The organism is Microbacterium wangchenii (genome assembly GCF_004564355.1).
Taxonomy (GTDB): Bacteria; Actinomycetota; Actinomycetes; order Actinomycetales; family Microbacteriaceae; genus Microbacterium; species Microbacterium wangchenii.
The window spans coordinates 3,322,385-3,345,673 of record NZ_CP038266.1 but is presented as its reverse complement, the minus strand read 5'-3'; the positions used below and the strand labels follow the sequence as shown (position 1 = coordinate 3,345,673).

Annotated in this window: 24 protein-coding genes and 2 tRNA genes; 12 read left to right on the top strand and 14 right to left on the bottom strand. The window is 67.9% G+C overall.

Annotated features, from left to right (window positions below):
* Nucleotides 1-34: 34 nt before the first annotated feature.
* Together E4K62_RS16285 and E4K62_RS16280 are read right to left on the bottom strand one after the other, a co-directional pair.
* Nucleotides 35-1,387, bottom strand: coding sequence for a cryptochrome/photolyase family protein (locus E4K62_RS16285; RefSeq protein ID WP_135069398.1), 1,353 nt, complete (start codon nt 1,385-1,387; stop codon nt 35-37).
* A gap of 49 nt (nt 1,388-1,436) precedes the next feature.
* Complete coding sequence (locus E4K62_RS16280; protein ID WP_135069395.1) at nt 1,437-2,708, bottom strand: diacylglycerol/lipid kinase family protein; 1,272 nt, start codon at nt 2,706-2,708, stop codon at nt 1,437-1,439.
* A 106-nt stretch (nt 2,709-2,814) separates the two neighbouring features.
* Here E4K62_RS16280 and serS point away from each other — a divergent pair, with 106 nt between their 5' ends.
* The 6 genes from serS to E4K62_RS16250 all read left to right on the top strand — a co-directional run bounded on the left by serS (nt 2,815) and on the right by E4K62_RS16250 (nt 8,368).
* Nucleotides 2,815-4,080 (top strand): serine--tRNA ligase, encoded by a 1,266-nt coding sequence (gene serS / locus E4K62_RS16275; protein ID WP_135069392.1) that lies wholly within the window; start codon nt 2,815-2,817, stop codon nt 4,078-4,080.
* Nucleotides 4,077-5,033: an HAD family hydrolase gene (locus E4K62_RS16270; RefSeq protein ID WP_135069389.1), complete on the top strand. Its 957-nt coding sequence runs from the start codon at nt 4,077-4,079 to the stop codon at nt 5,031-5,033. Before serS ends, E4K62_RS16270 begins: the two co-directional genes overlap by 4 nt.
* A 64-nt stretch (nt 5,034-5,097) precedes the next feature.
* Nucleotides 5,098-5,182: transfer RNA gene (locus E4K62_RS16265), tRNA-Ser, on the top strand.
* A 46-nt stretch (nt 5,183-5,228) separates the two neighbouring features.
* Nucleotides 5,229-6,881, top strand: coding sequence for a RecQ family ATP-dependent DNA helicase (locus E4K62_RS16260; RefSeq protein ID WP_167747824.1), 1,653 nt, complete (start codon nt 5,229-5,231; stop codon nt 6,879-6,881).
* Between the two features lie 33 nt (nt 6,882-6,914).
* Nucleotides 6,915-8,201, top strand: a complete 1,287-nt coding sequence (locus E4K62_RS16255; protein WP_240742731.1) for an LCP family protein — start codon at nt 6,915-6,917, stop codon at nt 8,199-8,201.
* 78 nt (nt 8,202-8,279) lie between these two features.
* Nucleotides 8,280-8,368, top strand: a tRNA-Ser gene (locus E4K62_RS16250).
* Between the two features lie 186 nt (nt 8,369-8,554).
* Here the strand turns inward: E4K62_RS16250 and E4K62_RS16245 are convergent.
* Nucleotides 8,555-9,679, bottom strand: a complete 1,125-nt coding sequence (locus E4K62_RS16245; RefSeq protein WP_135069383.1) for a site-specific integrase — start codon at nt 9,677-9,679, stop codon at nt 8,555-8,557.
* On the bottom strand, nt 9,672-10,274 hold the full coding sequence (locus tag E4K62_RS16240) for a hypothetical protein (RefSeq protein ID WP_240742730.1): 603 nt from the start codon (nt 10,272-10,274) through the stop codon (nt 9,672-9,674). The genes E4K62_RS16245 and E4K62_RS16240 overlap by 8 nt, the downstream gene beginning before the upstream one ends.
* A gap of 110 nt (nt 10,275-10,384) precedes the next feature.
* Here E4K62_RS16240 and E4K62_RS16235 point away from each other — a divergent pair, with 110 nt between their 5' ends.
* From E4K62_RS16235 to E4K62_RS16215, 5 genes are all read left to right on the top strand, one after another.
* Nucleotides 10,385-10,639 (top strand): helix-turn-helix transcriptional regulator, encoded by a 255-nt coding sequence (locus tag E4K62_RS16235; protein ID WP_135069380.1) that lies wholly within the window; start codon nt 10,385-10,387, stop codon nt 10,637-10,639.
* Nucleotides 10,636-10,902 (top strand): glutaredoxin family protein, encoded by a 267-nt coding sequence (locus tag E4K62_RS16230; RefSeq protein WP_135069377.1) that lies wholly within the window; start codon nt 10,636-10,638, stop codon nt 10,900-10,902. The genes E4K62_RS16235 and E4K62_RS16230 overlap by 4 nt, the downstream gene beginning before the upstream one ends.
* Before the next feature lie 3 nt (nt 10,903-10,905).
* Nucleotides 10,906-11,961 (top strand): hypothetical protein, encoded by a 1,056-nt coding sequence (locus E4K62_RS16225; protein WP_135069375.1) that lies wholly within the window; start codon nt 10,906-10,908, stop codon nt 11,959-11,961.
* Nucleotides 11,958-12,239 (top strand): hypothetical protein, encoded by a 282-nt coding sequence (locus E4K62_RS16220; protein WP_135069372.1) that lies wholly within the window; start codon nt 11,958-11,960, stop codon nt 12,237-12,239. The genes E4K62_RS16225 and E4K62_RS16220 overlap by 4 nt, the downstream gene beginning before the upstream one ends.
* A gap of 281 nt (nt 12,240-12,520) precedes the next feature.
* Complete coding sequence (locus E4K62_RS16215; RefSeq protein WP_135069369.1) at nt 12,521-12,739, top strand: hypothetical protein; 219 nt, start codon at nt 12,521-12,523, stop codon at nt 12,737-12,739.
* A gap of 41 nt (nt 12,740-12,780) precedes the next feature.
* Here E4K62_RS16215 and E4K62_RS16210 read toward each other — a convergent pair whose 3' ends face one another.
* The 3 genes from E4K62_RS16210 to E4K62_RS16200 all read right to left on the bottom strand — a co-directional run bounded on the left by E4K62_RS16210 (nt 12,781) and on the right by E4K62_RS16200 (nt 14,753).
* Nucleotides 12,781-13,782: a zeta toxin family protein gene (locus E4K62_RS16210; RefSeq protein ID WP_135069366.1), complete on the bottom strand. Its 1,002-nt coding sequence runs from the start codon at nt 13,780-13,782 to the stop codon at nt 12,781-12,783.
* Nucleotides 13,779-14,033: a hypothetical protein gene (locus E4K62_RS16205; RefSeq protein WP_135069363.1), complete on the bottom strand. Its 255-nt coding sequence runs from the start codon at nt 14,031-14,033 to the stop codon at nt 13,779-13,781. The genes E4K62_RS16210 and E4K62_RS16205 overlap by 4 nt, the downstream gene beginning before the upstream one ends.
* Before the next feature lie 288 nt (nt 14,034-14,321).
* Nucleotides 14,322-14,753, bottom strand: coding sequence for a hypothetical protein (locus E4K62_RS16200; RefSeq protein ID WP_135069360.1), 432 nt, complete (start codon nt 14,751-14,753; stop codon nt 14,322-14,324).
* 205 nt (nt 14,754-14,958) lie between these two features.
* On the opposite strand from E4K62_RS16200, the gene E4K62_RS16195 reads away from it, so the two are divergent.
* Complete coding sequence (locus E4K62_RS16195) at nt 14,959-15,195, top strand: PLD nuclease N-terminal domain-containing protein (RefSeq protein WP_135069357.1); 237 nt, start codon at nt 14,959-14,961, stop codon at nt 15,193-15,195.
* A gap of 388 nt (nt 15,196-15,583) precedes the next feature.
* Here the strand turns inward: E4K62_RS16195 and E4K62_RS16190 are convergent, their stop codons facing one another.
* From E4K62_RS16190 to E4K62_RS16160, 7 genes are all read right to left on the bottom strand, one after another.
* Nucleotides 15,584-17,746, bottom strand: a complete 2,163-nt coding sequence (locus E4K62_RS16190) for an AcrVA2 family anti-CRISPR protein (protein WP_135069354.1) — start codon at nt 17,744-17,746, stop codon at nt 15,584-15,586.
* On the bottom strand, nt 17,746-18,225 hold the full coding sequence (locus E4K62_RS16185) for a hypothetical protein (RefSeq protein WP_135069351.1): 480 nt from the start codon (nt 18,223-18,225) through the stop codon (nt 17,746-17,748). Before E4K62_RS16185 ends, E4K62_RS16190 begins: the two co-directional genes overlap by 1 nt.
* Before the next feature lie 356 nt (nt 18,226-18,581).
* Entirely contained in the window at nt 18,582-19,919 is a 1,338-nt protein-coding gene (locus tag E4K62_RS16180) for an SAVED domain-containing protein (RefSeq protein WP_135069348.1), read from the bottom strand.
* Nucleotides 19,916-20,416: a M67 family metallopeptidase gene (locus tag E4K62_RS16175; protein ID WP_135069345.1), complete on the bottom strand. Its 501-nt coding sequence runs from the start codon at nt 20,414-20,416 to the stop codon at nt 19,916-19,918. Before E4K62_RS16175 ends, E4K62_RS16180 begins: the two co-directional genes overlap by 4 nt.
* Nucleotides 20,413-21,729 carry a ThiF family adenylyltransferase gene (locus E4K62_RS16170; RefSeq protein ID WP_167747823.1) on the bottom strand — a complete coding sequence of 439 codons (1,317 nt, stop codon included), beginning with the start codon at nt 21,727-21,729 and terminating at the stop codon, nt 20,413-20,415. Before E4K62_RS16170 ends, E4K62_RS16175 begins: the two co-directional genes overlap by 4 nt.
* A 227-nt stretch (nt 21,730-21,956) precedes the next feature.
* Complete coding sequence (locus E4K62_RS16165) at nt 21,957-23,003, bottom strand: nucleotidyltransferase domain-containing protein (RefSeq protein WP_135069339.1); 1,047 nt, start codon at nt 23,001-23,003, stop codon at nt 21,957-21,959.
* 63 nt (nt 23,004-23,066) lie between these two features.
* On the bottom strand, nt 23,067-23,249 hold the full coding sequence (locus tag E4K62_RS16160) for a hypothetical protein (protein ID WP_135069336.1): 183 nt from the start codon (nt 23,247-23,249) through the stop codon (nt 23,067-23,069).
* Between the last annotated feature and the right edge of the window lie 40 nt (nt 23,250-23,289).

The following is a 23,289-nucleotide window of genomic DNA, read 5'->3' as shown; positions in this document are numbered from 1 at the left end:
TGAGCGGTGGTCCGAGCGTAGGCGGTGGAGGGGCTCAGCGGGCGTGTGTGACCGCATCGTACGCGTCGAGCGCCTGACGGCGGGTGCCGGCCAGATCGACGATCGGGGCAGGCGGATCGGCGGCGAGGTGCTCGGGCGCCCAGCGGCGGATGTACTCGGCATTCGGGTCGAACCGGTCGCGCTGGCGTTCGGGGTTGAAGATCCGGAAGTACGGGGCGGCGTCGGCGCCGGATCCGGCGACCCACTGCCAGTTGAACGCGTTGCTGGCGGCATCCGCGTCGACGAGCGTGTCCCAGAACCACTCCTCGCCGTGCCGCCAGTCGATCAGCAGGTTCTTCACGAGGAAGGACGCCGTGACCATCCGCACCCGGTTGTGCATGAAGCCGGTGCGCCAGAGCTCGCGCATCCCCGCGTCCACGAGGGCGACACCGGTGCGACCCCGCTGCCACGCCGCCAGGTGGTCGCGGTTCAGGCGCGGCCACGGGAAGGCGTCGAACTCGGCGCGCCAGTTCTTCGTCGCCAGGTCGGGGAAGTGGAACAGCGTGTGCCACGCGAACTCGCGCCATCCGAGTTCGGACAGGAACCGGGATGCGTCCGCTTCCCGGTGCTGCACGGCGGCATGCCACACCTGGTGCGGACTCAGCTCGCCCCACCGCAGCCGCGGCGACAGGCGCGCGGTGGACTCAGCGGCCGGCTCGTCGCGCGCGCGGTCGTAGTCCGCCAGATCGTCGGCGAGGAACTGCGCCAGGCGCGCGGTGGCCGCCGGTTCGCCGGGCTCCCACAGCTCGGCCAGGCCCTCCGCCCAATCCGGATGCGCGGGGCGCAGCTCCCACGCCGCGAGGTCGTCGGAGCGCGGGATCGCCGAGGGCCCCGGGATCGTGTCGGGTGCCGGCTGCGGCGCACGCGGAGCGGGAAGGCTCCGGCATGCGCGCCAGAAGGGCGTGAACACCGCGTACGGGGTGCCCGAGCCGGTCTGCACCGTCCACGGCTCGAACAGCAGCGAGGCCGAGAACGAGGCGACCTCGGTTCCGTGCGCGCGCAGCGCGGCCTTGATGCCGGCGTCGATGCCGCGCTCGATGCCGCCGTACCGCCGGTTCCAGAACACCGCGCCGGCACCGAGCTCATCGACAACGGCGGGCACGACGGTCGCGGGATCGCCGCGACGGAGCACGAGGGTCGACCCGCGTGCGCGCAGTTCGTCGGCGAGAGAGGCGAGGGATCCGTGCAGCCACCAGCGCGCGGCCCCGCCGAGGGGCCGGATGCCGCCCGACTCCTCGAGCACGTACAGACCCATGATCGGCCCGCCGCGCTCCAGCGCCACGTGGAGTGCGGGGTTGTCGGCGACGCGCAGGTCGTCGCGGAACCACACCAGGGACGGGCTCGTCATGCCGTCACGCTACGCAGCCCCTGCCCCGCCATCGCGGGGTTGACAGGGGTCAGAGCGAGGAGGTGTCGTGACCGCGGGGGACGACGATCTGCAGCCCGCCCGGGACGATACGGCAGTAGATGCGGGTGGCCTCGCCGAACTCGTCGCCGTCGAGCTCGACCGGCTGCGCCGGGCTCGTCGCCGTCTCGATCTCATGCCCGCGGCGGAAGTGCACGGACGCGTCCCGCCCCCGCCGCTCGAGCACCCGGCGCCCGGCGCGGAAGCGGCGCAGGAAGGAGTTGTCCCACCAGATCTTGCGCCACACGCCCAGCCAGCCGAACGGCCCGGCCGGCTGGATGACGGCGACATCGAGCTTGCCGTCGGCGATCGAGGCCTCGGGGATGAGGGCGATGCCCGCCGGCAGCGAGCCGCAGTTGGCGAACAGGATGCTCTGCACCCGCGCCGAGTGCAGGCGCTGGTCGTCGAGCTGGTAGACGATGCGGAACGGCTTGGCCGTCACCAGCGAGCGGGCGGCGCCGTCGACGTACGCGACCCATCCCACGGTCTTCTTCAGTTCCGGCCGCGTGTTGGCGATCATCGCGGCATCCAGCCCCATGCCCGCCATCACGACGAACCCGTGCTCCTCGGTCGAGCCGTCGGTGCGGCGCAGGCGCGCCACGCCGGCGTCGACCGCGAGCACGTCGCCGTCGAAGGTGGCCCGCACCATCGTCTCGGGGTCGGCCAGGGGGAGATTGAGGTTGCGGGCGAGCAGGTTCCCCGTTCCGCTGGGAACGATCGTGAGCGGCACCCCGGTGTCGGTGAGCGCCTCGCTCACGGCCCGCACGGTGCCGTCGCCGCCGGCCACGAGGATCGCGTCGGCGCCTTCGTCCAGCGCCGCGCGCGCCGCGTCGTCGCCCAGATCATCGACCGTCGTCTCGAAGAACAGCGGCTCGGCCCACTCGGCCTCCCGCGCCAGGCGTGCCACGAGGTCGCGCAGCTGGGCGGGGTCGACCTTCGTGGGGTTGTACACCAGGGCCGCTCGCTTGAGGTCGGTGGGCGGAGCATCCATCGTGGTCTGCTCGCCGTCGGCGGTGACCTGAACGGCCTCGCCGACCTCCCCGTCGGTCGTATCGGGCGCGACGTCGTCGGGCTCGCGGATGACGTCGTCGGGCGCGGCCGCCTCGGCCGGGTCGGGGGCGTCGGTGTTCGCGCCGCGCGGGCCGGGAGCATCCGTCGCCGGACGCGGTTCGTCATCACGCAGCGGATCGGCCTCGAACGCCGCCGCTTCGTCTTTCCGCGGAATCGTCTCGTCCGTTTCCGGGGTGTCCGCATCAGGCGCCATGGGTACACACTAGGGCCGCCACCGGGCCCATAGCCCGTTTCCGTGGCACCCGGCGCGACGGTTCACGCCGGGCCGGAACGGAAAACCGCTGGCCTAGGATTGAGCCGTGATCGACCTGACCCTGCTGCGCGAAGATCCCGAGCGGGTGAAGCGCTCGCAGACGGCCCGGGGCGTCTCGCCGGAGACCGTGGATGCTGCGCTCGCCGCCGACCGTGACCGTCGCGCCGCCATCACGGCGTTCGAAGAACTCCGCGCCGCCCAGAACGCCCACGGCAAGCGCGTGGCGCAGGCGCCTAAGGACGACAAGGCGGCGCTGGTCGCCGAGGCGAAGGACCTCAGCGAGCGCGTCAAGGCCGCCCAGCACGCGGTGACCGCCGCCGAGGAGGCAGCCGACGCCGCCCTCGCAAAGATCGAGAACATCGTTCTCGACGGCGTTCCCGCCGGTGGCGAGGAGAACTTCGTCACCCTCCGCACGCACGGCGACGTGCCGCAGTTCGACTTCGAGCCACTGGATCACCTGGCCCTGGGGGAGAAGCTCGGCGCGATCGACATGGAGCGCGGCACGAAGGTCTCCGGCAGCCGCTTCTACTTCCTCACCGGGATCGGCGCCCGCCTCGAGCTCGCGCTCATGACGCTGGGCCTGGACCGCGCGCTCGCCGCCGGGTTCACGCCCATGATCCCGCCCACCCTCGTCCGCCCCGAAGTGATGCGCGGCACCGGTTTCCTCGGCGAGCACGCCGACGAGGTCTACCACCTCGACGGTGAAGATCTCTACCTCGTCGGCACGAGCGAGGTGCCCCTCGCCGGCTACCACATGGGCGAGATCCTCGACTTCGAGCGGGGCCCGAAACGCTACGCCGGGTGGTCGACGTGCTACCGGCGCGAGGCGGGGTCGTACGGCAAGGACACCCGCGGCATCATCCGGGTGCACCAGTTCAACAAGCTCGAGATGTTCGTCTACGCCGACCCCGACACCGCCGAGGCGGAGCACCTGCGCCTCGTCGACATGCAGGAGGGGATGCTGCAGGACCTCGGCCTGGCGTACCGGGTCATCGACGTCGCCGCCGGCGACCTCGGTTCCAGCGCCGCGCGCAAGTACGACGTCGAGGCCTGGGTTCCCACCCAGCAGGCGTACCGCGAGCTCACGAGCACCTCCAACTGCACGACCTACCAGGCGCGTCGCCTGGACATCCGCCACCGCCCCGACGGCGGGAAGACCCAGCCGGTGGCGACCCTCAACGGTACGCTGGCGACGACCCGGTGGATCGTGGCGCTGCTGGAGACCCACCAGCAGGCCGACGGATCCGTGCGTGTGCCCGAGGTCCTGCAGCCCTACCTCGGCGGCCTCACGGTGCTGGAGCCGATCGCATGACGCCCGGCGACGCGGAGCTGGCCGACACCGGGAGCGTGCGGGTCGTCGACCAGGACGACGCCGCGGAAGCGGTCGACGCCGTCGACGACGCATCCACTGGGCGCCTGCTCATCGCGCTCGACATCGACGGCACCGTGATCCTCGAGGACGAGAGCCCGAGCCCGGGCGTCGTCGAAGCCGTCGCGCACGCGCACCAGCGCGGTCACGAGGTGATGCTCGCGACCGGACGCAGCTGGGAGAGCACGCACCGCATCATGGAGCTGCTGGACATCCGTCCCGAATACGCGGTGTGTTCCAACGGCGCCATCGTGATGGGGCGCCGCGACCTTCGGCAGGCTCAGGGATCGGCGCATGCCGGTGCTCGGGGTGTTCCGGCCGTAGAAGGCTCGCTGGCCGCGGAGTACGAGCGCGTGCATGTGGAGACCTTCGACCCCGCCGAGGTCCTGACCCTGCTGCAGGAGCACCTCTCCGACGCCCGCTACCTCGTGGAGCTGCCCGACGGCACGCGCCTGTACACCGAGTACCTGGAGGACTGGAACCTCCGCGGCGCCGACCGCGTCGAGTTCGAGGCCCTCTCACACCAGCCGGTCTGCCGTGTCGTGGTCGTCTCGCCCGGCCAGACCGATACCGATTTCCTCGAGCTCGTCTCCCGCATCGGCCTGACCCAGGTGTCGTACGCGATCGGCTGGACGGCGTGGCTCGACATCGCCCCGCAGGGCGTCAACAAGGCGACGGGCCTCGAACTCGTGCGCGGATGGCTCGGCATCGACCCCGCCAACGTGCTCGTGATGGGCGACGGGCGCAACGACCTCGAGATGTTCGAGTGGGCGCTGCGCAACGGCGGTCGCGCAGTCGCGATGGGGCAAGGTCCCGAAGAGGTGCGCACGGCCGCCGGTGAGATCGGGCTCTCGGTCACCGAGGGCGGGGTCGCCGCCATCCTCCGCGCCCTGTGACTCCGCGTCGCCCCGCGCCGCTCGACTAGACTCGGCCGTCGACGGATGCCGCAAGGCGTCGTCGGGAGGGTTGTCCGAGCGGCCGATGGACCTGGTCTTGAAAACCAGTGGGCAGCAATGTCCCGTGGGTTCGAATCCCACACCCTCCGCACAACCCCCGCGCCCGCAGCCGCGGCATCGCATGGAGTGACTCCCATGAGCTCTGACGACATCGCGCGCGTCGCGCGCGACTATTTCGGCCTCGACAGGCTCCGACCCGAGCAGCGGGAGGCCATCGAAGCCGCCGTCGCCGGCCGCGACGTGCTGGTGGTGTGGGCCACTGGCTCCGGCAAGTCGGCGGTGTACCAGATCGCCGCGGCGCTGCGGCCCGGCCTCGCCGCGATCGTCTCGCCCCTCATCGCGCTGCAGGAGGATCAGCTCGCGCGCCTGGAGGAGGCGCCGGATGCCCCGGTCGGCGTCGCGATGAACTCGGCCCGCGGCGCGGCGGCGCAGCGCAAGGCGTGGGAGCGGGTCGCGGCGGGCGAGGTGGAATACGTCCTGCTGGCGCCTGAGCAGCTCGCCAAGCCCGACGTCGTCGACCGGCTCGCGGAGCAGCAGGTGTCGCTCCTGGTCGTGGATGAAGCGCACTGCATCGCGTCGTGGGGGCACGACTTTCGCCCCGATTACCTGCTCCTGGATGCGGTGGCCGAGCGTCTCGGGCGCCCGCCCGTGCTCGCCCTCACGGCCACCGCATCCACCCCCGTCCGTGAGGAGATCGTGGAGCGCCTGGGCATGCGCGATCCGCTCGTGCTCGCCGGCGACGTCGACCGCCCGAACATCGCCCTCGCCGTCCGTCGGCACGCCACCGACGCCGACAAGCGTGCGGCGGTGCTCGACGAGATCGCCGCGCTCCCCACGCCCGGACTGCTGTATGCGGCCACGCGGCGCGGCGCGGAGGAGTACGCCGCCGAGCTGTCCGACCGTGGCCTGCGCGCCGTCGCGTACCACGCCGGCCTTCCCGCACGGGAGCGGGCGGACGTGCACACCCGCTTCCACGCGGACGACCTCGACGTGGTCGTGGCGACCTCCGCGTTCGGCATGGGCATCGACAAGCCCAATGTGCGCTTCGTCCTGCACGCCGACGCGCCGGAGTCCGTCGACGCGTATGCGCAGGAGATGGGTCGCGCCGGACGCGACGGCGAACCGGCCCACGCGACGCTGCACTACCGGCCGGAAGACCTCGCCCTGCGACGCTACTTTGCCACGAAGCATCCGGATGCAGGGGAGTTGAGGGCGCTCGTCCGGGCCCTCCAGGGTGGGGTTGCCAAGCGCAGCGACCTCGCCGAGGCGGCCGGGATGAGTCCGCGCCGGGTGACGGCGCTGCTGACCCTCATGGCCGACACCGCGTCGGTGCGGCTCACCCGCGACGGCGCCGCCCTGCGCCCCGGCCTGGACGTGGAGCAGATCGTGGCGGCCGCGATGGAGCGCACCGAGGATCGCGAACGCATCGACCGCTCGCGCATCGAGATGATGCGCGGGTACGCCGAGACGCGCCGCTGCCGGCGGCACGTGCTGCTCGGCTACTTCGGGCAGAGCCTGGACGAGCCGTGCGGGAATTGCGACACGTGCGCCGACGGTTCGGCGTACGAGGAGCCGGGGGCACAGGCGGATGCGGCCGCGGGGGAGTACGCGGTCGACGAGCGCGTCGTCCATGAGCAGTGGGGCGAGGGCACCGTCATGGCGGTGGAGGATGACCGCATCACCGTCTTCTTCGAAAGCCATGGGTACCGTCAGCTCTCCCTCGCACTGATCGCCGAGAACGAGCTTGTTCAGCCCGTCCTCACGGGGTTCTCAGGTGCGCGCCCATAAGATGGGCGCCGCGAGACCGCCCGGAAGGACACCGTGAGCTCGATCAAGCCCGTGAAGCGCGGCCGCCGTACGGTGGCCCGTCACGGTCGGCTGACCACGCCCCACCCGTTCGCGCAGGTCATGCGGATCATCGCGGTGGCCCTCGCCGTCGTGCTCGTGGCCGGCGCCGGCGTCGCCGCGTACGTCGCCTACGACCTCTCCTCCAGCTTCACCGCCGACGCCGTCGAGCTCGAGGGCCAGGGGCCGGTGCCCCCCGACATCGGGGCCATCGAGGGCGGGGTCAACCTGTTCCTCGCCGGCACCGACGAGTGCGAGCCGGAGTTCGCGGCCTACTTCGGCGATCGCTGCAAGGGCCCGGACTCCGAGGGCACCCTCAACGACGTCAACATGCTCGTGCACATCTCCGACAACCCGCGCCGGGTCACGGTGGTGTCGTTCCCCCGAGACCTGATGCTCCCGATCCCCTCGTGCACGGATCAGGACGGCCGCACGACGTCGGCGATGAGCAAGCAGCAGATCAACAGCGCGTTCTCCTACGGAGGGCTGTCGTGCGTCGTGAAGACGGTGTCTGAGCTGAGCGGGCAGAACATCCCCTTCGCCGCGAAGGTGAGCTTCGGCGGCGTCATCAACATCACCGACGCGATCGGCGGGGTGGATGTCTGCATCGCCAACGGCATCCGCGACCGCCACACCGGCATCGATTGGCCCGCCGGCAACCGCAACATCCAGGGCATCGAGGCCCTGCAGTTCCTCCGCACGCGCCACGGCGTGGGCGACGGTGGTGACCTCGGCCGCATCAGCAATCAGCAGCAGTACATGTCCAAGCTCGCGCGCAAGCTCGTGAGCGAGGACGTGCTCTCCGATCCGGGCACCCTCTACAAGCTGGCATCCACCGCGCTCGAGAACGTCGATCCCTCGACCAGCCTGACCAACCCGCTGCTTCTGGTGCAGATCGCCCTCGCGGTGAAGAACGTGCCGTTCGAGGAGATCGTCTTCGTCCAGTACCCCACCCTCACCGACCCCTACGACGCCAATCGCGTCGTGCCCGACTACGACGCCGCCGAGCAGCTGTGGGCCGCCCTGGAGGCGAACCAGCCGCTGCAGCTGACGGGCGAGATCAGCGGCGGCGAGGGCGTCATCGAGGCGGGCGGGCCGGAGGGTGAGACTCCGGCCGAGCCGACGGATCCCGTCGAGCCGGTCGAGCCCACCGAGGGTGCGGCCGAGACGCCGGACCCGCAGGAGAGCGCCGTCGCGCTGCCCTCGACGATCGCCGGGCAGACGGCTGCGCAGAACACCTGTTCCAACGGAAATCTCCGGTAGACGCATCCTGCGTTCAGCGACGCGTGCCGCGCCGGTTAGTATGGACGGGTGTGTCCGCCGTTTCAGCGTCGGATGCCTGGAGACGTCGCATAGTCAGGCCTAGTGCACCACCCTGCTAAGGTGGAGTCCCCTTACGGGGACCGAGGGTTCAAATCCCTCCGTCTCCGCGCAGCTTCTTGGCCCGAGATCCCTTGTAAACACTGGGATCGCGGGCCATAGCTGGTTCATAGAACAGCGGCGTGAGAAAGATTCGAGAAAAGTCGTCCGACTTTCGTGATCGCGGCGCGCGCACAGGCGGGTGAGGGCGGGCCGCCGCTCGGCGTCAGCTCGCGGTCCTCGCCCGCCCGTCAATGTCAGTCGGATGCCGCTCCTGGGGGCCATTTCGTCGGTGCGACACGATGCGCGGCGTGGTCGAGCGCGGACGCAACATTGTCAAGATCGTCGTCGAAGAGGTCCGAGTACACATCAAGGGTCATCGCAGCAGACGTGTGCCCTAGCATCCGCTGAATCGTCTTGACGTTCGCGCCGGACTGCACCGCGAGGGAAGCTGCGGTGTGACGAAGATCATGCATCGTCATCTGCGGGAGCTCGGCAGTTCGGAGAGCCGTCTTGAACCAGGACTTCGACTCGCTGCTCGTGCGGATCCGTCGCATGTACGAGCCGTCCGGTCCGGGGAAGACAAGCGCGTCACGACGGCGCCCAGCGACGGCTCGGGTCAGCTCGTCGATGATGAATTGGGGGACAGGGACGGCGCGGGAGCTATGAGACTTCGGCGTTCCGACGTGTATCTGCCCGTGCACCTCCACGGCGTTGCGGGATATGTGAAGGCGGCGCCTGGCAAAGTCGATGTCTTCCACACGCAGCGCCGCCACCTCGCCCCATCGGATCCCCGTGTAGGCGAGGACCAGGATCAGGAGGCGGTGATCGCCTGACGCCTCCGCGAGGCGGAAGACCTGCTCGTGCGTGAGGTAGCCGTGCCGCCGCTTCGTCTTCCGCGGCAGTGCGATGCGTCCCTTTCTCGCTGGGTTGATGCTGATCCGCCCGTCATGGACGGCGTCGTCGAGGATGCTCGCGAGGACTCCGTACGTCCGGATCGTGACCGTTGCGCCCCCTTCCTGGCTCAGGGTCGAGACCCACGCGCGCACGTCGCTGTGGCGGATATCCGACACCGACCATCCGCCCCAGGCGGGTTGCACGCGCAACCGCCACGCGGTTTCCACGGGCGCGAACGACGACGGTTTCATCGAGTGCCGCTTCGCCTCCAGCCAGACGGCGCCGAGTTCTTCGACCTTGATGCGAGCCGCCTGGGGGTCGATAAACGCTCCCCGCGCACGCGATGCCTCAGTCTCCACGAGCCAGGCTTCTGCTTCCCGCTTGCGAACGAAGCCACGTTTCGCGCCATGCGTTCCGTCCGGCTTCTTGTATCGGACGAGGTAACGCTTGCCGGACTTTGTGCTGTACGCGTGAACGCTACCCACCCGCCGGTCGACCGGCGTTGTAGTTCATGCCCTCAAGGCGTCCCGCCTTGCGCGCGTCGATGATCCACTGCGACGCCGTGCGGTGGGGGATCCCGAGTTCCTGCTGTAGCAACTTCGCCGGCGGAAGCCCTGCAAGCGCCGCGCTGCCGTAGAGCAGTTCGACCGCTTCCATCCGGGCGTCGCCGCCGCCACGCTTCACAACCTCCGCCGCGACTAAGGGAGGCAGGATGCGCCCGGCTGCCGTCGTGAGTTGGTCTACGCTCAGCCATTTGGCTTTCGGATCGTTCTCGTCGTCCAGCGTCACGAAGATGCACCGCGGAGCTGCAGCCTGCACGATCGCCTGCATCCCGACCTTCGCGACGGTGGGGTAGTTGAGCTCCACGTCGTCGCGGGTTGCAGTGTTCGTCACGCTCTTGATGACGTAGCGGCCTTCCGCCTGCTCGTAGTGCGTGGTGACGGACGTCTGCACGCCAAGCGCGTCGTCCGTCGTCGTCGCGACGAATCCGGGCGCAATGCGCAGTGCGGACCCGACTGGCTGGGTGGCAACACGCCACGTCACTTTGCCGCCTTCGAGTGTCTTCACGTCGACCTTCACCTCCCCAGTTTGTCTAACCGCACGGCGCTTTCGCATCTGACTCTTGTGCAGGGTATCAGAAAGTGCTTCACTCGCGTTAAACCAACCAGGACATACGCAAGTGGAGGTGGATGGTGTTCAAAGTCCTTCAGCTCGAGTGCGACGACCCCGAGCACACGTTCCTCACCGAGCGGGAGCTCGCTGAGAATCTCCGGTTCCCGCTCAGCCGACTCGTCGGATGGCGCAAACACGGCGGCGGCCCGAGATTCACCAAGTTCGGCCGGACCGTCGCGTACAAGGTCGCCGAGGTGAACGTGTGGATCGACGAGCACACCCACGAGCGGATCGGTGATCGCCCCGCCCGCACGATGCGGAGCCCACGGTGACCGGGATCGTCGTCTACACAACGGGAGATGGTTGCATGCAGTGTCGCCTGACCAAGCGGTTGATGGATGACCTCGGGCTGGCGTATCGCGACATCGACCTCACGGATCCGGTCAACGACTCGGCGCGGGAGTACGTCACGGACGACCTCGGATATTCGTCCGCGCCGGTGGTGGTCGTCGATGACCGAGACCACTGGGCAGGCTTCCGCCCCGATCGCATCCAGAACCTGCTATCACGCCTGGTGACTGCACAGGGGTGCTGAGGCATGTCCGACGACACTGCAGGCTCTGACCGGGCGCGGCGCCTCACTGACGACGAGCGCCGCGAGCGCGGACGGGAACGCCGGCGACGCTACCGCGAGACGCATGCCGACCAGGTGCGCGAGAGCACGCGGCGCTGGAAGGCGGATCATCCCGAGAAGGTGAAGGAGTACAGCGAGCGGTCCCGGGCTGCGCACCGTGAACAGATCCGCAGTGAGAACCGTGAGCGTGAGCGCGGCCGCGCGGCGAAGGCTCGGAAGGCCGCTGCGGCGGCCGAGCGACGACGCGCGAAGAGTCGCGAGCAATACGCGGCCGATCCCGAGAGCAACCGCGACTATCAGCGTGAACGTCGCCGCGCGCAGCGCGCAGCGAACCCCGAGGGCTACCGGGAAGCGAAGAGACAGCGCAACAAGCGCTGGCGCGACAGCCACCGCGAGGAACAGAACGCGAAGCTGCGCGCGAAGCACCATGACCATCCGGAGATCAAGCGGGCTGGTGCTCAGCGCTACTACGACCAGCACGGCGACGAGGTGCGCGAGCGCCGACGTACGTACTACTGGGCCAATCGCGAGATGCAACTCCATAAGCAGCACCAGTGGCGGGCCCGCCAACAGCGTCGTCGCGGGCTGGGGTTGCCAGCGCGTCGTCTTCATCGCGTCACGGCCACCGAGCGGACGGCGAACACCGCTGCCGCCCACGAGTTCTTCACCCGTGCGCGCACGCCCGAAGAATTGGAGCGGATTCGCCGGGAACCGAAACCCTCCGCCCAAGAGATCGCCGAGTGGGAGCGATCCAGTGTACGCGCTCGCCTCGCCGCCGCCGTCGCCGCCGACATGGACCGGGCTCGTCCACTGGCCATGAGCCGACTCCGCGAATCGGAACGCGAAGCCGCCGCGCGACGCAAGCGAGCAGCAGAGGACGGCGAAGCCAAGCGGATGGATGACATCGCACGCGAGATCAACACCCGACTCCGACATGGACCGCGGCGTGCGCACGCCGTCCGAGACGCAGAGGGGCGAAGGGCTAGCCCGCCCTCGGCACCTGGAGGACTATCACTATGAACACCCAGCCGAAGGGAGCTGCAGTGCTCGATCGATCGGATGTTGAGGCCGCGCTGGCCCGAGTCGCCGTCGCCGCGTTCACCTACTACCCGGAGAAGGGGAGTGAGGAGCCAGGGTACGCCGTGGAAGAAGACGTCCAGTGGGCGATGGAGCCGCTGCTTCAGCTGAATACCGAAGACCGCGCCGACTGGTGGCAGCGTTTCACCGCAGTCATCGCCGACCCCGCGGCGAATCGTCGAGCCTTCATCACGGAACTCATGAGGCTCGCAGAGCAGTGACAGAGCAACCCTCCGAAGCCGGAGAGAGTAGCAGTCGACGCCGGCTCCGCACCGGGCTTTCGCGACGTATGCTCACTCGCTGCGCTCGCTCCGCTACTTCACGGTCCCGGTACTCCGCCGGCCCCGACCGCTTATGCGCCATTTGTCGGAGGGATGGTGGCGTATGGGTTTAAGGCTCCGTCGCCATCCTTCGTTCGCGGAGTGGCCCCCCGTCGCGGCGATGTCGGACGCGGGCGTCAGACTGACCCCGAAGACGGAGTTTGACCGCAGCTGGAGACCCCATGAACGAACAGCTCATGATCACGTCGGCGCTGGGGGTGATCTGCGCCGCGAGCGCCGCATTCGCACTGATGCTCCCGGCGCTCGCGTTTTCGTTCTGGCGTCTTCGGCCGACGACGGTTGCCCGCGCCTCTGCCGCGATGGCTGCACTGGCTGCAATCGCGCTCGCTTTGGCTGCGATGCTCGGCGCGACACCGGCGGCCCACTTGCTTCTGACATGAACGTCCCGGGTGGATCTCCTGCGGTGGTTCGCTCTGCGTCGTCAGATGGAGATGCCGCGGTCGAGGTCCGGGGTCGATACGGACGGACCGGGTCGACGATCCGGGCGATTTACGACTTGCGTCGCCTGCCGGAGAGCGGTCAGCCGTCTCTCGAGCGCGGCGTCGGCGTTCGGGCGGGCCTGCGAAGCCTGAGGAAGCTGCAGCCGCGGCAGGACCTCATGGCGACCGATTTCATGGAGTTCGATCAGAACCTCAGCGAGCGGAGCAGGAACCTGCCGGAGCGAGAGCGCGTAGTCCGTAGCCGCGCGAAGCTCCGAAAGCCATCGCATCGCCGACGCTGCCGACGGTGCCGTCGCGTGCGCGCGATCGAACTCGGCCAACGCGCCAGCGAAGCCACTTGGGTCGGCCCTCGAGGTGTCGAACAGCACAACTCCGTCGCGACCGATGATGGTGAGATGGTCGACACTCGGCGTCGTCTCAAGCGTGTCCACCAGCGCGCGCGTGTTGCGAAGCCCTTCGTCGTGAGCTGCGAGAGTCGTGAATTGAGCCGCCCGGCCCGCGCGAGCGTCAAGCAGGTACTTGGACGCCGAGGCCAGCAGGCTCTCAGGCTGCGGCACAGCGACGGCGGCGACCGCGGTTTCGAAGCCGCTCGTGCCAAACAGACTCGTTGTGGCGAGTGCGACATCGTGCGAGCTGAGCGTGCCATCTAGCAGGATCGAGCGTTTGGTGTTCCTCGCGTGCTGAAGAGCATTCCGCAGCCACCCCGAAGCGGAGTCCTGCAGGATGCGGGCGGCCTCCGGAGAGAAAGTGCGCGACAGCTCGAGAAAGCGCGGGTGAAATGCGCGCAAATCCGTCGCACTCAGGACGGCCGCCGCGGGGCCGGAAAGTTGGCGAGCAACGCGAATGGCGGCAGCTCCCGGCTGGCCAACGACGAGCGTCATCCTCGGTGTGTCGCCGTCCGGCTGGTCGGGAAAGAAAACCGGGACGATCTGATCCTCAAAGACCTGCTGCGCGGCGTCTTCGGAGAGAGTTCGGTCGCTCACTGCCGCGGCCCCTCGAGCTCGGCCGCTCTGGCTTCGACCTTCGCGAGAAGCTGGTTGATTCGCGCGCGGTCAAAGCCGGCCTCGAGTAAGTCGCTCCGGAAGCGCCTGCTCTCGTCTGTGGCGGCCTTTGTATCTAGCGCACCGCTGCGGGCGAGACCGAGCAGCAGCGCGACGAGATGCCCCACTGCATCGCGGGCGAGATCGAATACCTCAGAGTCGTTCGTTCGCCACGCCGACGGTTCGATCGTCATCGAGCCTCCTGCGGGGAGTCTACCGAGCCGCCGGGGGCGATCGAGGCGCTTGGCAACGGGGCGACCGCTTAGGCCCTCCCGAGGTGGCGGCTACGGCTGAAGTCGCCCTATATGGCGAACGCAAGCCGGGCAGCAGTTCGTCAGTCAGATGCGGGTTTCGCCGATGGACGTCTATCACTAGCCACACCGCGGTGCATAAATCGTCGGCCCGCGCTCGGTTGCTCCTGTAGGCGCAACTCCGGCTTACGGATCGCTCAGTGTGTCAGGTGATTGCGTGCACGCTGAAGGTCAGAGGGATAGCCGAACCTCGGCGAGCCTGTTCCCTCCGCATTGCTCCGTGCCGTCGATTCGCACCCAGTTGGCCTCTGTGACGCCCTGTGCGACTACGGACCCATTTTCATCCGTCAGCTGATAGCCGAGCAGCGGTTGCCCACTGCTTAGCGAAGCGGACCAGCCGTTCGAACTTTCACCGGTGAGTTCGAACACTCCGGTGGGTATGGGCGATTGGGTCGAGCCCACCTCGGTCGGCAGCTCCACGGGACCGGGGGTGCAATCCTCTCCTTCACACAACGACAGTTCGAGACCAGGGCGGGGCTCCAGAAGTTCGATGTTGACCACACTGCTGTAGCCGATCGTCGTGCACGCGACGAACGGGGATACGCACCCGGTGAGCAGCACGAGCGAAAGCAGAAGTAGGGGCAACGTCTTCATCAGCCGCATCGACCCAGGCTACGAGGTGGCGACCGACAGCCGTCGATTTGTGCTGGGCTGCAACACGCGGAGAGCGACTTGCAGGTCTCCGCGACGCACTAGTACGGATCCATAAACGGGCGGCGCGCGTTGACGGGCCGTAGGAGTGCATTCTCGAAACCGATTTAACACTGCGCGGACCGCCGCCTTGGACACCGACCCGTAAGGTGGCGGTGTGAGCGACGAACACAGTCCGTTGATCCCCGCCAGCTACGACATCGTCTGGTCGATCGTCACCGTGCTCATCATCGCGCTCACCATCGTTGCGCTCGTGACGCTCGCTCGTTCAGCCCGTCGGCTCACGGCAACGCAAGCACTGATCTGGACGGTCGTCGTCCTTTTCATACCATTCCTTGGTCCTGCCGCGTGGTTGACGATCGGCCGTGGCGGCGTTCCCGTGGAGAGGACCTGATACTGGCTTAGGGCAGCGCCGCCATTGCACCCGTATACGGGCGGTGCTCGTTGAGCGGACCGCTTCGTACAAGCGCGATCGGTTGCCACCTACTCATTCAGCGGTCTCAACGGTCGTGACGATGCTGAGCTGGCCCCGCCCAAGACCCCCAGCCGGGAACGTTGACACTCCCGACAGACAGAGAGACCCGAAGCCACAAGGCTGCGGGTCTCTCCTCTTGAGTGTGAATCTGTACAGCTCAGTGGGCGATCACACCCACGCGAATCGGGAGGGTTCACGCCCTCGATGACCAGCACGAACCGCGCTGAGTCGTTCGGGGTGTTCTCGCAGTGCCAGCCGTTCGGAACAGGCAGCACCGAGTGCTGAATTGCTGTCAGCGCTCGGTGCGTCATTGGTCGGCTGCGTTCTCGCTCGCAGCAGCCGCGGCGACCTTCTCCAGTGCTGCCGTGACCGCGCCCCGTCGCAGCCGGTACACACGCGGTGCAATGTCGCCGCGATGAGCGTTCACCAGCACGGGGGCGATGCGGATGCGCTTGACCTGTTCACGTCCTGTGCCGAACCGCTGACGACGCCAGTGCCCGCGGCGGATGTGCGGTGCGACGGCAGTTCCTAGTCCATCGCCGTGCCCGCCGTCGTCGCGCTGGGTGGAACTCCGTGCGCGGTGGGTGCTCCCGACGTCGACGACACGGATGCCGGGGCCGGCGCGCTTGGCATTGCGCTGGAAGTCCTGGCCCAAGAGCAGGTCTTCGACCTCAGCGGGGGTCATGCCCACAGGAAGCGCGGTGCTCTGGTCCGGCTCGTGCCACTGCGCCCACGCGACGACCGCCGTGAGGTTATCAACGACGTCCCGGTACTGGGTTTTGGACCGCAGCGCGGGAATGACGAACCGTCCGAGGGTCGACCCGTACGCGCCAGGGATCGTTAGGCACCACGCGAACAGATCAGCGGGGCGGCCGAGCTGATCGCCGAAGAGCAGCATGCCTTCGACGTGCGCTCCGTGTTGGCGGATCAGGTCGTCGATCGACTCAAGTTGCCAGGAATCGTCGCGGAAGCTTCGCGACAGGGCCTCGCACACAGCGCCAGCGGTCTCATCCTGGCCGTAGGCGTCGTGCGCGATCTGGGACAACGACCGCCACGACTCTAAGGCGCCCCCGCGATCGGCGGCGCCATGGCCGGCAGCGCCACGAGGCTGCCCTGGATCCTGAGACACGGAGAACGTCTCGGGGTCCAGTACGAGCGGCTCCGCGAAAGCGAGGAACACCTGCGGGAACGGCAGCGTCATCTCCGCGCGGTCAGTCTCGGTCATCGGCTCCGAGTCTGCGAACGCCGCCGACTGGCCGGCAGGAAGCCAGTACGTCGCTGCGGCCGTGAGGCCGATCGCGGATTCAGCCTGGGCGCTTGGGCCCGGGTCTGCGAGATCCGGCGTGCTCGTCTCGTGGAGCCATCCCGAGAACGCAGCCCGCGCGTACATCGCCTGTACCGCGAGGCCCTGCGCTGGATGAGGATGGTGCGCGAGCGGTGCAAACGGGTGCACCGGAAGCCCCAGGCGCTGGGACACAGCGCGCCTCGTCGCGAGCACGTCACGCCAGGCTCGAAGCATGTCTTCGGCTGGCCGCTGCGCGAGCGCAGCGCGCTCCGAGGCAGGCAGGCTGGCGATCGGCGGAGGCGCGGCGTGACCGAAGCTGCGCTCTGCGGACGAACGATCGCCCGGCTTCAGCTTGACTGCGTCGTATGTGCGGACGTAGCCGAATGCGCGGCGCACTTCACCTTTGTCGCCGGTTGTCGACACCAGATTCCCCTGGCCCCAGACATGGACGCTGTCCGCGTCGAGGTCGTCGGCGCGTGAACGCCAGATGCGCTCGGACCGCTCGATGGCTTCGTCACGGATCGCGTTCTGCTGGGCTGTGAGCTCGGCTGCATCCCGAAGGACGTGGGTGCCGTTGGCCTTGAGGGCGACCACACCGTGGTCGATCAGGCGCTTACGGTACGCCGGCCGCACAATGCCAGGAGCCAGCACGGACAGATCCAGCACAAGGGTGACCCTGCCCTCCCTGCCCTGCTGGTGGGTCGTGTCCGAGACCGTGCGGCGCTCCCCACGAGCCCGCTGGAGACGCGTGACTCGATCGACGCCGCGTACTTTGCTGTCGACGATGTCGCCGGATCTCAGATATCCCGACAGGCCCATCACCGCCATGAACGCCTCGGTGCTCTCGAGCCTCGTCGCGCGGGGGGTCGCGTCCATGCACGCAGCCGAGTAGTGGTCCCACGCCTCCTTCACGCGTGTGTGGTGTCCGCTCGCCTTTGCGTGAAGCCGTCGGAGGTAGTCGCGCTCACTTCGAAGTGCGTCGGCGAGCGGCGTGACTTCCTCGGCGATGCTCGAGTTCTCCGCCTCCAGCGCCGCACGCAGCCGCGCGACGTTCTCCAGCGCGGACTCAGCGTCCAAGAGCGCCGTCTGCTCCATCGCCAGCTCCGCGCGCAGAGACTGGATCGTCGACTCGAGCTGTCCGTGTCGACGAGCAGAGGCGCTCGACTTGTGCTTGCCCCTGGCCATCAGACGAGATCCTCCAGGGTGGGGAGCACGATGCGCACGTCGGACGCACTGGCCAGAAGATCCGCGGTGTCCTGACCGGCGATCACGCCGCGACGCCAACTCGCTTCAGCGTTGAGCTCGCTGATCAGGCGCGGACGCTGCGGGAGCCCCGGATACGCCGCATCCGCCAGCGGAAACAGCATCCGCGTGCGATCGATCTGGCGTACCTCGTGGACGATGCTGTCGCGAAGCTCCTGGATCTCCGCGCGCAGCGCGTCCGTCTCGTTCGTCGCACCCGTCGAACGATCGCGCGAGGCGCGCTCCAGCGCCGTCTCGAGCACCGGCTGCGTGGCGAGGACCTTCTGCGCCGCCATGCGCTTACGCCGCGTCTCGGTGATGTCCCTCTGCAGCTCCGCGACCACGGTCTCCGGATCTTCCGTCCCGGTGCTGGCTGTACTGGCTGTGTTATCCGTGCTGCCTGTACTCTCGGTCGCGGCCATGTCGGCTACCTCCCCCTGGATGCGTCCCGGCGACGTTCTGAGGCTATCGGGCACCGATGACATACGCGCGGGCGTCGGTGTGGACAGTTCCGCCCGCACGGCGGGCAAACGCCGGCATCTCGATAACGCCCCTGCGCGATCGTTCTCGTAGGCCCGGCAGCGTCACTATCCTGTTGCGGGCGGTGCGCGCAAGCAGGGCAATCGGGCGCAAGTCAACTCGACCAGTCAGTGAGTGAGCGAACGGGTGATGGTCGCAGGGTAGCTGGAGCCTCAGCCGGCTTGTAGGCGTTGCAGGTCACTGCGCCGGCCCGTCGGGCCGCCAGAGGATTCTCTCTGCGCCGCAGGACGACGTTCATTCAGGCGTCGTCGGCGCCGCCCTCAGCCGTGTCCTCATCTTTGTCCCCTCCAATAGGGAGCAGCGCAGAGGTGATTGGCCCTTCTGGAGCGCTGGCGTGCACATCGAGCGCGGCAACGTACCGCGGAGTGTAATCGCCATCCGAGTCGCTGTCATCCCACTCAAATAGCCGCACGCGCAGGGTGTTCGAGAGTCTGCCCATCAGCACGGATAGCGGAAAAGGGCATCTCAGCAGAAGGTCGACCGCCGCGTTTCCATGCTGAGCGGAAAGCTGGCGTACGCGTGCCATTGCCTCTGCGGCGATGCTGCCTGCATCGGCCGGGTCGATGAGGCCTCCATCTCCATATGCGATTGTGGCGCTCGCGACGTACTCGCCCTCATGGTCGGAGAGGAATCGTAGCGGCGCGGCATCGCTTGGGGTAGGGAGGAGGTCGACGTAAGCGACGACTCGCGGACGGCCAATGACCGTGGACTCAGCATCCACCGCGTCGAAAGTGAGCTGAGGCACTGCGGGCGCGGCGGCCTCGGTCGTGCTGGCCCATTCGGCGTCGCGCTGGTCGACGACCGTGATGCCGCCTACGCGTGATGACGGCAGAGCGGCTCCGAGCGCGAACCCGACCGAGAAGTGCCCGCCGCCGGAGATGCGAACATTCCGCGCCCCGGTCGTGACGACTGCGTCCGGTAGAAGCGTGAGGGCTCGCCGCAGGTCGTCGAGGCCCTCTGCGCTGGGGAGCCGCTCGTGGGATGAGCGCCGGACCCGCACGTCGAGCTGCGCGCCCGTGCGGTCGTAGACCTGCCCGATGTTCCGCGTCTGGACCGTGAGCTCGAAAAACCCGTTCGCCTCCACGATTGCGCGGTGCTGTGCCATGCGGTGCGCGACGGCCGCTCGGACAATCTTGAAGAGTCCGTCATCGGTTACAGGGTTCTGGCTGACCCCCTCCAGTTCGCGACGCACGCGCTCGAGGAGCTTGTCTGGTGCGCCGTAGTCGACCTTGCCCGGTGAGCGCTCAATGGCGTTTGCGACCAGCAGCTGGAATCGGTCGTCGCCGCGATAAAGCCTGATGAGTGCGGGCGCCTCGATAGACTTCACAATGGGGCTGTTCGCGATGTCGGGCGTGATGATCAGTACGCCGCCGGACAACCCGTCGGCCAGCGCTTGCTCTAGACGGTCCGCCGTATCGCCGGGCGGGAGGTCGTCGACGTCGCGCCACACGGGGATTCCCGCCGCGCGTAGCAACCATCCGAGCGCGGAGACGGTGTTCGTTCCGTCTGACTGTCTGTACGAAAGGAACAGGGGGCCTCGGACGTCGATGTCATCCTGGCTGACAGGTGTGTTCATGATGCCTCGCCTTGAGAGATTGTGTCGGTCTGATGTGCAAGCGGAGGAAGGCCACCGGTCGGAATGATGCGACAGCGCTCGATGCGGGTGCCGCGCGCCATCGACAGGTCCAGCGCATACGCCTTGCCCCGACGCCGAGCAACGAGCAACAGGACTTGGCGGCGTAACACCAGAGCGGTCTTGTGAGTGGTGAGGAGGTCGGTGCGGCTCGCCGGAACGTCGGCGGGATGGGAGTGCCAGTCGCCGAGATAGCCGAGTCGCGCATCGAGTCGACGAGCGTCGCGAACCGCGCGCTGAGTGACGCCGCGGGGGAGGATGAACCTGGCCGGGCCCCGTCCTGGCGAATCGAACTCTCTCACATCGGTCACCCATGGGTAGTCGCCTGCTGTCACGCCAATCAGGATGCCGCCGGTTTCGAGGGGGTGTGACCGGGCCGCGCTGACCCGCAGCCGCTCCAGAACCGATTCAGACATATACACGACGGACTCATCGGTCATGACGCTGCCGCCGGGAACCGGTGTTCGCCGACGACATCGAAAGGTGCCTCGTCGAGGGCGCGAAGGATTGTCACCGTATCCGCAGCGCGTCCATCCCTGCCGAGCAGGAGGTCAATAGCGGCGAGCGTCGTTTCAGATGCAGCACGCAAGACGCTTGCCGGAGGCGCGTTGTGCACGGGTGCCGTGCAGCCGAGCTCGAGGAACCCGAAGGATTCGGCTTCGTCGCCCGGCGGAATGGGGGGGAACTCAGATGCAGCCCGCTGCATGAGCGGAACATCGACATCCGTTTGGCGTTGAATGCGGAAGGCGTCGCCGCCGCGAGCGAGAGCCACGCTGATAAGCGGCACACTGGCGTCTGCACATGCTGCGGCGACAGCCAGCGTGGCCGCGAAGACCCCGGTGCAGTCGACGACGAGGTCGATGGTGCGCAACAAAGGAAGAATGTCGTCGGGCCGCAGCGGAACGTCCTCGTGCACCGTCGGCTTGCACCAGGGCGCGATGTCCTCGATGTAGAGCTTCGTAAAACCCGCCTTCGTGTACCCGACGGAGTGCGAAAGCAGGATGTGGCGCACCAAGTTGGTTGAACGCATGCTGTCGTTGTCATGGAGACGGAGACGTCCAACGCCACTGGCGGCCAACGTGCGCGCGACCTGGCTGCCAACCGCTCCGACACCGGCGACGAGGATCCGCTTGCCGCGCAACTGAGGGGCATCGGGGCCCGCACGACGGAGGCGGCTCTCGGTGTCCGACGGCGAGGTAACATTCGCGAACGCAGCCAACGTCCCCTCCGCACCGGCAAAGGTGAGCACCAGCGCCTCGTACTGGTCGTACTTGGGCCACGCCAGGACCGCGAAGTCGTAACCGCCGCTCGGGTGGTTCTCTTTCGCGTCACGTCGCCCCTGGAGACCGTTGTCGAGGTTGTTGCGCTGCCGGGGTGTCAATGCGGCTCGGAAGTCGTCGAGCGAGCGCGGGGTCTCGAGCGCGGCGTCTCGGAAAAAGACCGGCCCCGAGAGCAGGTAGTTCTCGGCAGGTCGCCTGCTGAGTCTCAGCACCCCGTCGGCACGCCCATGCACGACATGGGTCTTCCCGTTGCGTGGTGTGTCGAACAATGCCGGGATGTCCAGTTCCGCAGTGAGGGCAGCGCGCCCAGGGAACATCACCCACGCATCGAGAGCGCGGTCCTCCGGTCGAAAGCCGTCGCCGGCGCTGTCTGCCCAGGCTTCCAGTCGCTCCAAGTACGCGGCCCAGGTCTGCGCAACGACCTGTGCCGGGTCATCGTCGGCCCACAGACAGATGTATCCCGTATCCGGCATGACGTGATCGGATACGAGTCCTGGCACATAGCCCCGCACCGCCAACGCTGGCCACCCGTCGGGGAAGGACAGCCGCATCTCAGTGATGTCAGTGAGCGGTCGCAGCGCCTCCGGCAACGGGCCAACCCACCCCGCCTGTTGCGTCTCAGGTACCGGGCTGAATCCGGCCACAACCAGTTCCGCGCAGAAGGCCTCAAACGCGGGCTGGTTGTAGACGTACGGCGGTCTCATCGCCGCGCGAAACCGCGAGCGCGGGTCGGCCCGGTGGCGCTCACGGCCGCCGCGGCCGGCAAGGGCACGCCTGCCCCGCTGCAGCCGTCAGGAAGCGGGAACACTTGCCCGCGGTCGTTCGTGCCGAGGATTGTGCGCCAGGTCTTCGCCGCCGCGCACGGCGTCGCTCGAAGCGCCTCCTGCGCGTCCGCCGCGAGCGCACCGAACGTTCGGCTGGCATGCAGCCAGTCAGAAGTCTCGAGCGCAGGCTTGAGCGGCGTGCGGAGAATCGGATCGAGGAGCCCGTCGCTCGCCGCCGTCCGAAAGATGCGGGACACCTCGTATAGCGAGGAAGCAAACAGCTCGGCCCACGAATCGCCGGTCACACGTCCGTTCTGCCAGGCCTCGTACGCAGCGACCTCGACGTACAGGCCGCCTGGCTTGGCTTCCCCAAGGTGCACGTGGCGAACCTGTCGCAACAGGCGCACGACCGGCTTGTAGGCGTTGCGCCCGTTGACGACCGGGCTCTTTTCGCTCGTGGAAAGCGCCTGCGAGGCATCGCCGAAAGCAACAGGGTTCGTCTTCACCCAGCGGTCGGATTCGTTCTGCCACGTTGAGCGGTCCCGATTGGGGATAGCCCAGTCCTTGCCCCACGGAACAGCCGGCACCGCGTCCACACTGAACGCTAGGTCGGCCTGCGCGCTGGGAGCGGCGAAATCGACCTTCAGGCTGCGAGGCTGCGGGGTCACCCGACCGCCCTCGTCGACGAGTCCGTACGCGTCGATGAGAACCCTCGACACCGCGTCGTAGAGCACTGCAGGGTCGGAGGTGACACCGAGGTTGAGAAACCGAAGGAAGATATCGACGTCCTTGCCTGGGTATCGAGCGGTCTGGCGACCATAGGACCCGATGAGAAGCGGGGTGATGCCCCAGCTCTTCAGCGTCGCGTCGGCTTCGAGTAGCTCGCGGACCTCGGTATGAGCAGCGATGGCGCGCTGTTCCTTGTCGTCACTGATGGTGACGTTGCTAACGGCAGTGCTGAACTGCGCCGGAAGTGTTTCCATGCGGCTGGTCTCCTCGGGTCGGAGTAAAGCTATGAAGGCTCAATGTACGACCTGTGCCGGACATCAGTGCGTGCGGGCGCGCTGCACCAGAGTCGCCAGTCGGTGTCGTCCGTCCGCCTGCCGGCGAGGAGCGGCCCACGATGTGATCAGCGCGAGGTCCGGCGGGTGCATCGTCGCGATCGAGCCGATCTTCTCCACATACTCCGCTGCTCGAGTCGAGTACGCGGCTCCCACGCCCGATGTCATGAGGGAAGCCGAGAAAATGCCACGTCGGCTTACTGAAGCG